At 58.9% G+C, this 15,497-nt stretch carries 10 protein-coding genes; 3 read left to right on the top strand and 7 right to left on the bottom strand.

What is annotated here, in order from left to right; all coding sequences use genetic code 11:
• Positions 1–150 precede the first annotated feature (150 nt).
• Positions 151–2,739: a type I DNA topoisomerase gene (gene topA, locus AR306_RS05245; RefSeq protein ID WP_101496483.1), complete on the bottom strand. Its 2,589-nt coding sequence runs from the start codon at positions 2,737–2,739 to the stop codon at positions 151–153.
• A gap of 443 nt (positions 2,740–3,182) precedes the next feature.
• Between topA and AR306_RS05240 the strand changes: the two genes are divergently transcribed.
• A complete protein-coding gene (locus tag AR306_RS05240; protein ID WP_101496482.1) occupies positions 3,183–4,526 on the top strand; it encodes a DUF1329 domain-containing protein in 1,344 nt (447 codons plus the stop codon).
• A gap of 124 nt (positions 4,527–4,650) precedes the next feature.
• Here AR306_RS05240 and AR306_RS05235 read toward each other — a convergent pair whose 3' ends face one another.
• From AR306_RS05235 to fadB, 3 genes are all read right to left on the bottom strand, one after another.
• Positions 4,651–5,235, bottom strand: a complete 585-nt coding sequence (locus AR306_RS05235; protein WP_101496481.1) for an RBBP9/YdeN family alpha/beta hydrolase — start codon at positions 5,233–5,235, stop codon at positions 4,651–4,653.
• A 199-nt stretch (positions 5,236–5,434) separates the two neighbouring features.
• Positions 5,435–6,610 carry an acetyl-CoA C-acyltransferase FadA gene (gene fadA, locus AR306_RS05230; RefSeq protein ID WP_101496480.1) on the bottom strand — a complete coding sequence of 392 codons (1,176 nt, stop codon included), beginning with the start codon at positions 6,608–6,610 and terminating at the stop codon, positions 5,435–5,437.
• A gap of 15 nt (positions 6,611–6,625) precedes the next feature.
• Positions 6,626–8,773 carry a fatty acid oxidation complex subunit alpha FadB gene (fadB, locus tag AR306_RS05225; protein ID WP_101496479.1) on the bottom strand — a complete coding sequence of 716 codons (2,148 nt, stop codon included), beginning with the start codon at positions 8,771–8,773 and terminating at the stop codon, positions 6,626–6,628.
• Positions 8,774–9,171: 398 nt separating this feature from the next.
• On the opposite strand from fadB, the gene AR306_RS05220 reads away from it, so the two are divergent.
• Positions 9,172–9,615, top strand: a complete 444-nt coding sequence (locus AR306_RS05220) for a universal stress protein (protein WP_101496478.1) — start codon at positions 9,172–9,174, stop codon at positions 9,613–9,615.
• Between the two features lie 33 nt (positions 9,616–9,648).
• On the opposite strand, the gene AR306_RS05215 is transcribed toward AR306_RS05220, so the two are convergent.
• Complete coding sequence (locus tag AR306_RS05215; protein WP_101496477.1) at positions 9,649–10,341, bottom strand: DUF6901 family protein; 693 nt, start codon at positions 10,339–10,341, stop codon at positions 9,649–9,651.
• Positions 10,342–10,365: 24 nt separating this feature from the next.
• Positions 10,366–12,312 carry an ATP-binding cassette domain-containing protein gene (locus AR306_RS05210; RefSeq protein ID WP_101496476.1) on the bottom strand — a complete coding sequence of 649 codons (1,947 nt, stop codon included), beginning with the start codon at positions 12,310–12,312 and terminating at the stop codon, positions 10,366–10,368.
• 225 nt (positions 12,313–12,537) lie between these two features.
• On the opposite strand from AR306_RS05210, the gene AR306_RS05205 reads away from it, so the two are divergent.
• Positions 12,538–14,466: a transglycosylase SLT domain-containing protein gene (locus tag AR306_RS05205; protein WP_101496519.1), complete on the top strand. Its 1,929-nt coding sequence runs from the start codon at positions 12,538–12,540 to the stop codon at positions 14,464–14,466.
• Positions 14,467–14,528: 62 nt separating this feature from the next.
• On the opposite strand, the gene AR306_RS05200 is transcribed toward AR306_RS05205, so the two are convergent.
• Complete coding sequence (locus AR306_RS05200) at positions 14,529–15,467, bottom strand: chemotaxis protein CheV (protein WP_101496475.1); 939 nt, start codon at positions 15,465–15,467, stop codon at positions 14,529–14,531.
• Between the last annotated feature and the right edge of the window lie 30 nt (positions 15,468–15,497).

Here is a 15,497-nt window from a genome sequence, read left to right as displayed (position 1 = left end):
CCGCAAAAACTGCCTGTCAACCCTTGCAGGAAATTTTATTCCGCCCGCCTGATAACCGCCCTGCACATCGGCATGTAGCCGGACTGACCGGAACTGGGTGCCGCCTGAAGCATAACGCCCGCGACACCCCGATCCAAACAGCCTAAACCATCATTTTTTACGCTTGTCTTCCACTTGCCACTGTTTGCCATCATGGGTGGCACGCCAGCCGGAAGGCTTGCCGTCGATTTCAGTCTGTACGTACTGCTCCTTGCTCTTGCGGCTATAACGCACTACAGCCGGACGACCGTCCGGATCGTGGGTTGGCGCACTGAACAGAAAGCTGTACTTCGGATCGATTTCGTCCTTGTGTGGCAGCAGCTCGACAATCAGCGGAGCACGGGTCTCGCGTTTTTTCGGAAACTGGCTGGCCGCCAGGAACAGGCCAGCAGCACCGTCACGCAACACATAGGTGTCGTCAACTTTTTCACAACGCAACTCCGGCATGGGCACCACATCCATCTTGGGCGGTGCCGGTTCGCCATTGGCCAGCAGCTTTCTTGTGTTCTTGCACTCGCTGCCAGTGCAGTCGAAGTATTTGCCGAAACGGCCGGTCTTCAACTGCATTTCGCTGCCACACTTGTCACATTCCAGCACCGGCCCGTCGTACCCCTTGATACGAAATTCGCCCTGCTCGACCTCGAAGCCGGAACAGTCAGGGTTGTTGCCGCACACATGCAGCTTGCGGGTCTCATCCAGCAGATAGGCATCCATGGCAGTACCGCACTTGGCGCAGCGCTTTTTCTGGCGCAGCAGCAGCGATTCGGACTCGCCTTCGTCATCGGCGGCAATCTCGTTGCCCGGCACCAGGTTCATGGTCGCCTTGCAGCGCTCCTTGGGTGGCAGCTCGTAGCCCGAGCAACCCAGGAACACTCCGGTACTGGCGGTGCGGATCATCATCGGCCGGCCACATTCCTTACAGGGAATGTCGGTCAGGGTCGGCGCATTGCGGCGCATGCCGCCTTCGGCCTCATCGGCCTGCTCCAGCTTCTTGCGGAAGTCGCCATAGAATTCGTCCAGCAGTTGTTTCCAGTCCAGCTGGCCATGGGCCACGTTGTCCAGACGCTCTTCCATCTGCGCGGTGAAACCGTAGTCCATCAGGTCGGCAAAGCTTTCACTGAGGCGCTCGGTAACGATGTCGCCCATTTTCTCGGCATGGAAGCGGCGGTTCTTGATGGTGACGTAGCCACGATCCTGAATGGTCGAGATGATGGCGGCATAGGTGGACGGACGACCAATGCCCTGCTTCTCCAGTTCCTTGACCAGGCTGGCCTCGCTGTAGCGCGCCGGCGGCTTGGTGAAATGCTGGGACGGATCCAGTTTTTGCAGATCGAGGGCTTCGCCTTCTTTCAGGTCCGGCAGCACCTCGTCCTCGGCATTCTTGCCCTGCGGCGGCAACACTTTGGTGTAGCCATCAAACTTGAGAATGCGGCCACGGGCACGCAACTCAAATCCGGCTGCAGCAACCGTCAGACTGGTCGACAGATATTGTGCCGGCGGCATCTGGCAGGCAACAAACTGTCGCCAGATCAGCTCATACAGACGCTCCGCATCACGCTCCATACCCTTGAGCATGCCTGGCCGCAGCCTGACATCAGACGGACGAATCGCCTCGTGAGCCTCCTGCGCGCCTTCCTTGCTGCTGTAGAAATTCGGCTTCTCCGGCAGATAGCTGTCGCCATATTCTTCGCCAATAAAACCCCGCACCATGTCGATGGCGTCGGCAGACAGGTTGGTCGAGTCGGTACGCATATAGGTGATGTAACCGGCCTCGTACAGGCGCTGCGCCATTGTCATGGTCTTTTTCACACCAAAACCCAGGCGCGTGCTGGCAGCCTGTTGCAAGGTGGAGGTGATAAAGGGGGCGTTCGGACGACTGGAGGTCGGCTTGTCTTCACGCTTGCTGACCTGATAGGCAGCCGGCTTCAGTCTGGCCAGCGCTGCATCACACTGTTCCTTGTTGGCCGGCCGAAAATTCTTGCCATCTTCACGTACCACCTCGAAGCGGGCTCCGAGCTGTTTCTGGTTGAGCAGGTCGGCATGCACTTGCCAGAACTCTTCCGGCACAAAGGCGCGAATTTCCTTCTCACGCTCAACCACCAACTTTACCGCCACCGACTGCACCCGGCCGGCCGACAGGCCCCGGGCAATTTTTTTCCACAGCAGCGGCGAGACCATGAAACCCACCACACGATCAAGAAAGCGTCGTGCCTGCTGGGCATTGACCTGATCCATGCTCAACTCACCCGGCTCGGCAAAAGCACTCTGGATGGCTTTTTTGGTGATTTCGTTGAACACCACACGCTTGAAGCGGCTATCGTCGCCCCCGATGGCTTCGCGCAGATGCCAGGCGATGGCCTCCCCTTCACGGTCCAAGTCCGTTGCCAGATAGATTTCATCAGCATCCCTGGCCAAGCGCTTGAGCTCATCGACGACCTTTTCCTTGCCGGGCAAAATCTCGTAGCGGGCCTGCCAGCCATTTTCCGGATCAACCCCCATACGGCCGACCAGCTGGCGACGTGCCTTTTCTTGCGGGCTGAGGCTGTCATCCGCTTTGCCCCGCCGGGTTGCCGTACCACCACCGGTCGGCAGGTCACGAATATGCCCCACGCTGGATTTGACCACAAACTGGCTGCCCAGATATTTATTGATGGTCTTGGCCTTGGCCGGGGATTCCACGATAACCAGCGATTTACCCATAATTCAAACAGTCCTGGCTTTAAAAGCAGAAATTAAACCCGGCCAGACGGCAAAACGCGACCGGCAAGGCATTAAATCAGTAATTAGAGTGGCTATATATAGTGCTGCAAGGTCTTGGTCAACCCCGCCCTTTGCACACGGTCCAGCCATAAAGATGCTGACACCTTAAAGGACAGCCCGTGCATTTGTCCAATACAGGGCTTTGCCATCCGAAAAACGCAGGCGGGAATTCACCACCCGGAACGTGACTGGCGTAGCCACAGCAGTCACAAAATGGTTTCGTTTCCCTGCCCAAGCCTATAGACTCCTGAACAGGTAATCCGCAGTTACCTCACAATAAAAACAATCCGGGAGCATCCGCCAACAGCATGCACCACGCATCGGCATGCAAGGCGGGTTTGCAGCCATCCCTTATGACTGATTCTCGCAGCAGGAGATCACCCATGTACAAACTTGCTTTCGCATGCTTTCTGGCCGGCATGACCCTGAATGTCCAAGCCAAAGTTGATCCATCACAGGCAGCCCGCCTGGGTAACGACCTGACCCCACAGGGAGGCGAGCGCGCTGGCAGTCCCGACGGACTGATTCCGCCCTGGAATGGCGGCATTACCCGACCCCCGGCCGGCTACCAGAAAGGAATGCATCACCCTGACCCGTTCTCCAACGACCAGCCCCGACTGGTGATCGACAAGAACAACCTGGCCGAGCATGCAGACAGCCTGCCGGCAGGCCTGCAAGAGCTGGTCAGAAACAACCCCGAGTATTCGATCCGGGTATTCCCGACCCGCCGCTCCGCTTCGGCACCCCAGCGGGTTTACGACGCAACCCGCACCAATGCCACACAAACGGAACTGATTTCTCGGGGTAATGGTGTGGAGGGCGCAACCGCAGGCATCCCGTTTCCCCTGCCCCAATCCGGGCTGGAAGTGATCTGGAACCACATCATGCGTTACCGTGGCGACCAGGTCCGCACCTACACCAACCACGCGGCAGTGTTGCAGGGCGGCAAGTACAGTCTGCTCAAACGCGAACGCGACATCCTGTTTACCTATGGCCAGCCAGGGCTGAGCGAAAAAGACCTGAACAACACCCTGCTCTATTATAAATACCGGGTGCTTTCACCGGCGGCTCTGGCCGGTACCTCCCTGCTAGTGCAGGAAACCCTGGACCAGATCCTGGCAATGCGCAAAGCCTGGCGCTACGACCGTGGCGAGCGGCGTGTCCGTCGCCTGCCCAGCCTGGCCTACGATGCGCTACAGCCCGATACCAGCGGCATGGCCACTGCCGACGTGGTGGATGCCTACAATGGTGCGCCCGACCGCTACGAGTGGAACCTGTTGACCAAGCAGCCGATGGTTGTCCCGTACAACAGCTATGCCCTGCACCAGAAGGGGGTTCCATACGACGAGATCCTGCAGCCAGCCTTTGTCAATCCGCAGCTGCTGCGTTATGAGTTGCACCGGGTCTGGATTGTTGAGGCCAACCTGCGCACCGGCTTCAGTCACCCCTACCACAAACGCCGCTTTTATATTGACGAGGACAGCTGGCAAATCCTTGCTGTCGACCTGTATGACAAGAAGGGCGAGCTGATCGGGTTACAGGAAAGCCACTCGATCAACTACTACGAATTGCCGGCATTTTTCAGCACGCTTGAAACCATCTACGATTTCAAGCGCAAACGCTATTTCGTAGACGGTCTGGATAACAACGAGCCGATGTATGACTTTGATGTAGAGCTGCATCCGCGCGACTTCACGCCCAGCGCACTGCGCCGCGAAGGCAACTAAAACCATGGCTCCGGGACGGGATTGCTTCCGAATGATGCTGCACCCTCTGCACGCATGACGGACAAACCGTTCCCGGATAACCGGTTTCACTCATGCCCGTAAAGAGCTCCCGCAGCAGCGGCCTTCAGGCACACAACAGCCGTGGGTGCATATCTGCCTGCTCCTGGAGCTGATACAGAAAAGCAAGGCCCTGCTCCCAGCAGGTATGACCTGAGTCGATATTGATGTGTCCGGCCTGTTCGAGGATATGGGCACTGCTTCCCCAGTTTACCGCAAACTCCAGTGCCCGCTCGCAACTGGCGGCATGATCATTGGTGGAGCCAACCAGCACACTGGGAAATGGCAACACGGTTGCCGGAACCGGTGCAAAACCGGTCAGTGCCTGCGGGCAGCCCGGGCGCTCGACATCGGCCGGGGCTACCAACAGCGCACCACTGATCTTTGCCAGATCCTCTGCTGCTGCCTGCCGGCTCCAGTGCGCCACCGTGATGCAACCCAAACTGTGTGCGATTAGCACCACCGGGCCGTTCAGGCCGCGAATTTTTCGCGCCAGCGTCGCCACCCACTGCTCCAGCCCGGGCCGTTGCCAATCCTGCTGCTCAACCCGTGTCGCATTGGGCAGCACCTGTTGCCAGTACGACTGCCAGTGCCCGGCAGGCGATCCGTTCCAGCCCGGAACAATCAGATAGGTGATCGGTGTATGGCTCATGACGCTCTCCCATGTCGCCAGTCGGGCTGGCATATAAAATTCATGACGAGACTATGCCTGACAATCAAGAAGCACAAAAGGAATATAAATTTATTTTTCGATAACTGTATGGAATAAACAAGGCTAGCCGCCATACTTTTGCCACAAAAAAACCGGAGCACCAGGCTCCGGCTTTCGTACCACACGAATCGAGGCTGTCTTACACCCGCTCAAACACGGTGGTAATGCCCTGGCCCAAGCCGATACACATGGTGGCAATACCCAAGCGGCCGTTGTTCTGCTTCATCACGTTCAGCAGGGTGCCGGAAATACGCGCACCGGAACAGCCAAACGGGTGACCCAGGGCAATGGCACCGCCATGCAGGTTGACCTTCTCGTTCATCTTGTCGAGCAGCTTGAGGTCTTTCAGCACCGGCAGAGACTGCGCGGCAAAGGCTTCGTTCAGCTCGACAAAATCGATGTCGTCCATGGTCAGGCCGGCACGCTTGAGCGCCTTCTGGGTGGAAGGCACGGGACCGTAGCCCATGATTGCAGGGTCAACACCGGCAACAGCCATGGCGCGTACCACCGCCAGCGGCTCCAGACCCAGGTCCTTGGCACGCTGGGCGGACATGACGATCATGCAGGAAGCGCCGTCGGTGATCTGTGAAGAGGTACCGGCAGTGACGGTACCATTCTTCGGATCAAAGGCAGGACGCAAGGCGGCCAGACCTTCAATGGTGGTTTCCGGACGGATGGTTTCGTCATAGTCGAATACCTTGAGGAAACCGTTCTCGTCATAGCCCTCCATCGGGATGATCTCGTCCTTGAACTTGCCCTCGACCGTGGCCTTGTGCGCCAGACGGTGCGAGCGCTCGCCAAAGGCGTCCTGCGCTTCACGGGTGATGCCATGCATCTTGCCCAGCATTTCGGCGGTCAGGCCCATCATGCCGGACGCCTTGGCGGCGTACAGGGATTGCTGCGGGTTGGGGTCAACACCGTGCATCATGCCGACGTGGCCCATGTGCTCCACACCACCAACAACAAACACATCACCGTTGTTGGTCTGGATCGCCTGCACTGCAGTGTGCAGTGCACTCATGGAAGAACCACACAGGCGGCTGACGGTCTGGCCGGCACTGGTGTGCGGGATCTGCGTCAGCAGGGAGGCCATGCGGGCAATGTTCCAGCCCTGCTCCAGGGTCTGGTTGACACAGCCCCAGATCACGTCTTCCACTTCAGCAGGATTGATTGCCGTGTTGCGGTCCAGCAGGCTGCGGATCAGGTGTGCCGACATGTTCTCGGCACGGGTGTTGCGGTGCATGCCACCCTTGGAACGACCCATGGGGGTACGGCCAAAATCAACGATGACGGCGTCTCTTGGATTCAAGCTCATTGTTATATTCTCCTGTTAGCCGAAGAAAGATTGGCCGTTTTTCGCCATCTCACGCAGTTTCTCTGTGGGCTGATACATGGCGCCCTGGTCCGCATACCTGTCGGCCAGCGCGACAAACTCGGCCACGCCGATGCTGTCGATGTAACGCAGTGCACCACCACGGAACGGAGGGAAACCTATACCGTAGATCAGGCCCATGTCGGCCTCGGCCGCAGTTTCGACGATACCGTCTTCCAGGCAGCGTACGGTCTCCAGGCACAGCGGGATCATCATGTAGTTGATGATGTCCTCGTCGGTCAGCTCGCGCTTGTCATAGACGATGGGCGCCAGCAGTTCGGTGATGCTTTCGTCAAACACCTTCTTCTGCTTGCCCTTTTTATCCAGTTCGTAAGCGTAGAAGCCCTTGCCGTTCTTCTGGCCAAGGCGGTCGGCCTTGTACAGCACGTCGACACAGGTCTCGCGCTCTTCCTTCATGCGGTCGGGGAAACCCTCGGCCATCACGTCACGGGCGTGATAGGCGGTATCCATGCCAACGACGTCCATCAGGTAGGCAGGGCCCATCGGCCAGCCGAAACGCTCCATCAGCTTGTCGATGCGGGTGAAGTCGACACCGGCGCTGACCAGCTTGGCGAAACCGCCAAAGTAAGGGAACAGCACACGGTTGACCAGGAAGCCCGGGCAGTCGTTGACCACGATCGGGTTCTTGCCCATTTTCTGTGCGTAGGCAACAGTGGTAGCAACGGCCTCGTCGGAGCTGTGCTCGCCACGGATCACCTCGACCAGCGGCATCATGTGCACCGGGTTGAAAAAGTGCATGCCGACGAAGTTTTCCGGACGCTTCAGCGCCTTGGCCAGGTAGTTGATGGAAATGGTGGAGGTGTTAGAGGCGATGATGGTGTTCTCGCCCACCTGACCCTCGACCTCGGCCAGCACCGCGTGCTTGACCTTGGGGTTCTCGACCACGGCCTCGACCACGATGTCGACATTGCCGAAATCACCGTAGGACAGGGTCGGGCGGATCGCGTTCAGGGTCTTGGCCATGCCGGCCACGTCCATGCGCTTGCGCTCGACACGCTTGGTCAGCAGCTTGGCTGCCTCGTTCAGGCCCAGCTCGATGCCTTCTTCGCGCACGTCCTTCATCAGGATCGGCGTGCCCTTGAAAGCGGACTGGTAGGCAATGCCGCCGCCCATGATGCCGGCACCCAGTACGGCTGCCTGCTTCACCGGCTTGGCGATTTTTTCATAGCCCTTGGCCTTGCGCTTGAGCGCCTGGTCGTTCAGGAACAGGCCAACCAGGCTGGCGGCTACCGGGGTCTTGGCCATTTTGGCAAAGCCTTTGGCTTCCACTTCCAGTGCCTTGTCACGGCCCATGTTGGCCGCTTTCTGCATGGACTTGATGGCTTCAACCGGTGCGGGATAGTTCGGGCCCGCCTTGCCGGCGACAAAGCCCTTGGCGCTCTCGAAGCACATCATCTGTTCAAGCGGGTTGAGCTGAAGCTTGTCCAGCTTGGGCTGACGCTTGGCCTTGTAATCCAGCTCGCCACTGACGGCACGCTTGAGCAGATCCAGCGCGGCATCGCGCAGTTTATCAGCAGGCACCACCGCATCCACAGCACCCACCTTCAGGGCCTCTTCGGCGCGTGCTTCCTTGCCGGCGGCAATCCACTCAATGGCATTGTCGGCACCAATCAGGCGCGGCAAACGCACGGTTCCACCCCAGCCCGGGTAGATGCCAAGCTTGACTTCCGGCAGGCCGATCTTGGCCTTTTCCGCCATGACGCGGTAATCCGCGGCTAGGGAAATTTCCAGACCGCCACCCAGAGCGATGCCGTTGATGGCCACCACGGTCGGTACGTTCAGGTCTTCAAATGCACAGAACGTCCGGTTGACTTCCATCACTCCTGCAACCAGCTCATCGTCGGGCAGCTCGAACATTTTGGTGAATTCGGTGATGTCGGCACCGACAACGAACACATCCTTGCCACTGGTCAGCAGCACGCCACGTACACTGCTGTCAGCAGCAATGGCATCCACTGCTTCACGCAGTTCGGTAAGGGCAAGGCGGTTGAATTTGTTTACGGATTCGCCCTGAAGATCGAATTTCAATTCGACAATGCCATCTTCAAGGGCCGATACCGTGAAGGCTTTACCTGCGTAAATCATTCACTGTTCTCCACTGGGTAGAAAAGCTTGGGGCGGCAAGGACTGCCCACGTCACAGCCTGCAAGGCAGGTAAGAATCGGCATGGCAACCCGTGCAGCCGGAACGCTGCTTTATAGTTATTGGGTCCCTGACAAACAATTCATACGCTCGTTTGATTCGGGTCTGCACACATTCAGCCAAAAAGGGCGGTTTGTCAAATCCTTTGATGTTTTTAATCGCCAGACACCGGACCGGCCGCTGTGCCGTCTCCCGCCAAGCTAGCAAGAGAGCGGCTGCGGCCAAACCGGAAGAGCACCTCCGTTTCAGGAAAAACACGCATGAACCTTGCACCGCAATGCTGCACGCACCAACATTTTCAGGCTACACTTCCTGTCAACCTGATTCCGAGGAGCACACCCATGACCTACCAGCACATTCTGATCGCCACCGACCTCAGCCCCGAGTGCCACCTGGTGCTGGATCCCGCTACGCAGCTGCAGAAACTGCTTGGTTGCACGCTGTCCCTGGTGCATGTCATCGAGCCGTTAAGCATGAGTTTTGGTGCAGACGTCCCCATGGACCTGGGCATTTTGCAAGAACAGCAAACCCGCCAGGCAGGCGAGCGCCTGAATGAAGTGCTACCGGGCTGGCCCGGCCTGCAACGTGAGAATTGCCACCTGAGATATGGTCAGCCCAAGGCCGAGATCCACCAGCTGGCAGAAGAGATCAGCTGCGACCTGATTCTGGTGGGCAGCCATGGGCGTCACGGCCTGGCCCTGCTACTGGGTTCAACCGCCAGCGACCTGCTCTCGGCAGCCCCCTGCGATGTGCTGGCGGTCAACCTGCAAAAACACAAGCACTGAAGCCCCGGAGCAACACACAGCCCGCAGCCGGTGTCATAAAAGCAGAAAGCTACCCTCGTCCATGATCAGCGGACGCACCTTTTCCAGCTGCGCATCCAGCGAATAGGTCATGCTTGACGCCATCGAGAAGAAGCCCAGGAATGCCTTAAGGTTGGTATCGCCGGCGCAGACGTCATGAATGCGATGCCACAGCGCCTGGTTCACCAGCTGCAACTGGGCAAAATCCCGGGTCAGCGCGGTCAGCTCCCAGTCCGCACTGCGGCCTTCACGGTACTTGAACAGCTCGCGCAGCACATACATGGATACCGTACGCAGCACGAACTCGCTGTCGCTGGCAAAAGGCAGATGGCTACGCGCCATCGGCTTGAGCCGGTTCAGGATCGGGCAACCGGACGTTGCCATGATCACACCCAGCAACGAGCGCAGAGCCACCTCCAGGTTGACCAGCTTGCTGTATTCGCGTTCCTCGGTACGCACATGCGTCCACGCCTTGCGGAAGGCCGGCAAACCCTTGAAATCCTCCACCACGACCTTCAGGTCGACCGCTGCCGGGCAGGCGGGATGCTCGCCGGAGTTAAGCGGACAGTTAGTGCACTTGTGGTAGTCCAGCCGCGTCCAGTCATCACTGGCGCCGACCCGGTCGCTGGCCAGCACACCGCGCTCGATCTGCACCTTGTAGTTGAACGCATGCTCGTCATCGAGCGTGATCCGGTATTCTACGGCCATCTGATTCCCCCTGCGTGCCTGCGTCTAGTCACTCTCAAGCTCGGCCCAGCGTTCCAGTAAAGTATCCAGCTCCTGCTCTGCCGTTTGCAGGCGCAACAGGACCTGTTCAGTGTGTTCGTGGGGCTGCTGATAAAAGCCCGGATCGGAAACCTGCTCCTGCAGCCGCTCCAGCTCGGCTTCCAGTGCATCAATCTGCCCGGGAATCGCCTCCAGTTCGCGCTGCTGGTTATAGCTCAGTTTTTTCCTGGCAGGCACTATGCCATCATCACGCACGCCCTGCAGCTGTTGAGCGCTTTTTTTCCCTGTAGATTGCTGCAAGTCATCCTTTTCAACAGTCCCTGCACCAGTTACCGATTTTTCAGTCATGCCCAGCAGCTGCACCGATCCGCCCTGGCGCAGCCAGTCCTCATAACCGCCAACAAACTCGTTGACACGCCCGCTGCCATCAAACACCAGCAAACTGGTAACCACGTTATCCAGAAAGGACCGGTCGTGGCTGACAATCAGCACCGTGCCGGCAAACTCCAGCAAGACTTCTTCCAGCAGCTCCAGCGTTTCAGTATCCAGATCGTTGGTCGGCTCATCCAGCACCAGTACGTTGGCCGGCCGGGTGAACAGTTTGGCCAACAGCAGCCGCGCCCGTTCGCCGCCGGACAAGGCCTTGACCGGAGTGCGTGCCCGTTGCGGGCTGAACAGGAAATCACCCAGATAACTCAGTACGTGACGGGATTTGCCATTGATCGTGATCTGGTCGCTGGATTCGGCAACGTTGTCGGCAACCGTCTTTTCCAGATCCAGCTGGCCACGCAGCTGGTCGAAATAGGCCACTTCCAGTTTCGAGCCGCGCTCGATGTGCCCTGATGTCGGTTCCAAGTCGCCCAGCAGCAGCTTGAGCAGCGTGGTCTTGCCGCTGCCGTTGGCACCGAGCAAACCGATACGGTCACCGCGCTGCAGCACCATGGAGAAATCCCTGACCAGCATGCGGCCGCCCGGATGGGCAAAAGAAACCTTCTCGGCAACGATCACCTGCTTGCCGGAACGCTCGGCCCCCACCAGCTGCATGCTGGCCGTACCCTGTCGTTCACGGCGCTGGCTGCGTTCGACACGCAATGCCTTCAGTGCCCGTACCCGGCCCTCGTTGCGGGTCCGGCGGGCCTTGATGCCCTGCCGGATCCAGACTTCTTCTTGTGCCAGTTTCTTGTCAAACAGGGCATTGGCCGTTTCCTCGGCTGCCAGCTGCTGTTCCTTGTGTTCCAGAAAGCTCTGGTAATCACCGTTCCAGTCCAGCAGGTGACCACGGTCCAGCTCCAGGATGCGCGTGGCCAGGTGTTGCAGAAACGTCCGGTCGTGGGTAATGAACAGCACTGCGCCATTGAATTCCAGCAGCGCCTCTTCCAGCCAGGCGATGGCACCAATGTCCAGGTGGTTGGTCGGCTCGTCCAGCAACAGCAGGTCCGGCTCGGCCACCAGCGCCTGCGCCAGCAGGACACGGCGACGCCAGCCGCCGGACAGTTCGTCCAGGCGCTTGTCGGCCGGCAACTGCAAACGACTCAGGGTGCTGTCCACCAGCTGCTGCAAGCGCCAGCCGTCGCGGGCCTCCAGCTCACTCTGCACCCGTGTCAACTGCTGCAGGTCCTCGTCCGTCTCAATCGACAGGCTCAACTGCTTGAAGCGCGCCAGCAGCTCGCCCACACCGGCCAGCCCGTCGGCCACCACTTCAAATACCGTACGCTGCTCACCCAACGGCAGCTCTTGCGGCAACTCACCGATTTTCAGGCCGGGGGCCCGCCAGATTTCACCCGAATCGGGCAGCTGCCCGCCCTGCACCAGTTTCAGCATGCTCGACTTGCCGCTGCCATTGCGGCCAATCAGACAAACGCGCTCGCCTTTGGCAATCTGCCACGACACGGAATCAAGCAACGGATTCATACCGTACGCGAGGGAAATCTGGTTCATTTTCAGCAAGGTCATGCTGTTCTCCTGTTTTAGATGGCGCATAGTTTACCTGTTGCCGGGCCGGGATGCTGCATGGCACATCAACACCCTGTTCTACCAGCCGGCAAACAGGTAGGCTATGCACGAATTTCAGGCATGAAAGAGCCACGACAGCCTTGCACAGGTTGGTTTTGGCAGGCGTTTGCGCCTCATGCCCGGGACGGCACCGCCACAAATACCGACAGGATTCTCCGGATGAGCATGCACATGCGTCTTTTGTCCCTTGTTGCCACCAGCTTGCTGCTGACAGCCATGCAGCCGGCTCAGGCCGACAACCGCCTGCAACAACAACGCAGCCTATACCAGAAGGCCAAAGCCGAACTGGATACCGGCCGCAGCGAAACCTGGCTGGCCAACCGCAGCTTTTTGCAGAGTTATCCGCTTGCCTCCTATCTGGCCTATGAAGAACTGACCCAGCGCCTGAAAGATGCCAGCAATGCGGAAGTCGAGCACTTCCTGCAGGAACACTCCGACTTGCCCCAGCTGCGCTGGATGAAACTGCGCTGGCTGCGGCTGCTTGCCGAACGCGGTGACTGGGCTCTGTTTTTCAAGCACTACCGCCCCGAGCTGAACTTCAGCGAACTGGACTGCCTGGAAGGCCAGGGTTTGCTGGCCCTGGGCAAACCGGCTGAAGCCCATGCCCGCGCCGAAAAACTCTGGCTGAGCAGCCAGTCGCAACCCAATGCCTGTGACCCGCTGTTCGCACAATGGAAAGAAGCCGGCCTGCGCACCCCTGAACAGGTATGGGCCCGCCTGTTTCTCGCCGTCCAGGCACGCAACGCAGGCCTGGCCAAATACCTGGGTGGCGAATACAGCAAGCCCGATAGCGCCCGCCTGTTGAGCGAAGTGGCCGCCAAACCGGAAAAGCTGCAACAGACCGCCCTGTTTGTCCATGACAGCATGGAAAACCGAGACATCGTCAGCCTTGGATTGCGCCGCCTGATCCGCAACAACACCGACCTGACCCTGCAGCTGCTCAACCATTACAAAACCCGTCTGAGCTTCAGTGACGAGCAGAAGCGCATGCTGGCCCGTGATATCGGGACACTGCTGGCCAAGCGTTTTGACGCCCGCGGACTTGGCGTAATGCAGGAGTTCGATCCGCAACACAGCGATCCGCTGGTCGGCGAATGGCATGCCCGCCTTCTATTGCGACTGGGCCGCTGGAGCGAGGCGCAAAAACTGATCAGCGCCCTGCCGGCGGAAACGGCCAGCAGCCTGCGCTGGCAATACTGGAACGCCCGCAGCACCCAGTTTGCCGACCCCAACAGCCGTCAACCACTGGAGCAATACCAGAAAATCGCCGGCGAACGGGACTTTTACGCCTATATGGCCGCAGATCACAGCCAGCTGCCCTATCAGCTCAACCACCGGGCCGCACCGGTAGACAGCAAGACCCTGGAGCAGGTGCGCCAAGCCCCGGTCATCCAGCGCGCCCTGGAACTGCATGCCATTGGTGACGAGCTGGCCGCCCAGCGCGAATGGAACCATGCCAGCCAGCTGTTCACTCATGAGCAACTGCTGGCACAGGCCCGCCTCGCCTATGAAATGAACTGGTTCAACCCGGCCATTCGCAACCTGGGCCAGGCACGCTACTGGGACGATCTGGATATCCGTTTTCCGATGGCATACCGTGACGGTCTGGTACGCGAGGCGCGGGCACAAGGGCTGCATTCCAGCTGGGTCTACGCCATCACCCGCCAGGAAAGCGCCTTCATGCCTACCATCCGCTCCCATGCGGGCGCGATGGGCCTGATGCAGCTGATGCCGGCCACAGCAAAGGAAACCGCCCAGCGCTACAACATTCCGCTGGCATCTCCCCAGGCCGCACTCAACCCGGACACCAACATCAAACTGGGAACGGCCTATCTGAACCAGGTCATGCAGCAATTCCGCGGCAACCGCATTCTCGCCTCGGCCGCCTACAATGCCGGCCCCGGCCGTGTGCGCCAGTGGCTGCGTGACGCCGATCACCTGCCCTACGATGTCTGGATCGAAACCATTCCCTTTGACGAAACCCGCCAATACGTACAGAACGTACTGACCTACTCGGTCATCTACGGGCAAAAGCTGGAAACCCCGGCCCCACTGGTGGAATGGCACGAGCGCGAACTGACACCAAACAACTGATTCTCTTGCCGACAAAAAAGCCCGCAACCGTGAAGGTGGCAGGCTTTTTTGTCATGGCCAAATCAGTCTTCACGCTCCAGCCGGTCAACGATCACGTCGACCAGCTTCTCCGGCTGGAACTTGGACAGGAAATTGTCACAACCCACTTTTTCAACCATCGCCTGGTTGAAGCTACCAGACAGCGAAGTATGCATCACCACATACAGGTCTTGCAGACGCGGGTCCCTGCGAATTTCAGTGGTCAGCCGGTAGCCGTCCATCTCCGGCATTTCGGCATCGGTAAACACCATCAGCAACTTGTCGGTCAGTACTATTCCCTCATCGGCCCAGGCCTGCAGCTGTCGCAGCCCCTTCAAGCCGTCGGTGCACTGATGCACCTGCAGCCCGAGCTGTATCAGGGTTTCGGTCAACTGGCGCAAAGCCACCTGGGAATCATCAATGATCAGCACTTCCCGCCCGACCGCCTTGGCCAGCAATGGATTATCCAGCTTCCCCTCGGGAATTTTGGTATCCATGGGAACGATTTCTGCCAGCACCTTTTCGACATCGATGATTTCGACAATCTGCTCATCCATCCGGGTAATGGCGGTCAGATAATGCTGACGCCCGGCGCTGGAAGGCGGCGGCTGGATGTCTTCCCAGTTCAGGTTGAGGATACGCTCCACCCCGCTAACCAGAAACGCCTGCACCGAGCGGTTGTACTCGGTGACGATGATGGTGCTGTGCTCGTTCGTGACCTGTGGGCGCATGCCGATCGCCTGGGCCAGATCCACCACCGGGATAGTCTGACCACGCAGGTTGACCACGCCGATAACATGCGGATGACGCTGCGGAATTCGCGTCAGGCCCGGCAAGCGCACCACCTCCTGAACCTTGAACACGTTGATGGCAAACAGCTGGCGACCACTAAGGCGGAACATCAGGATTTCCAGCCGGTTCTCGCCCACCAGCTGGGTACGCTGATCAACCGTATCCAGGATACTGCCTGCAAACTTGCTCATAACATCTCCCGGTATTCAATGGAATAATGA

Origin of the sequence: Thiopseudomonas denitrificans, assembly GCF_002866065.1 — a bacterium.
GTDB classification, from domain to species: Bacteria; Pseudomonadota; Gammaproteobacteria; order Pseudomonadales; family Pseudomonadaceae; genus Thiopseudomonas; species Thiopseudomonas denitrificans.
This window is presented reverse-complemented; position numbering and strand designations above follow the sequence as displayed.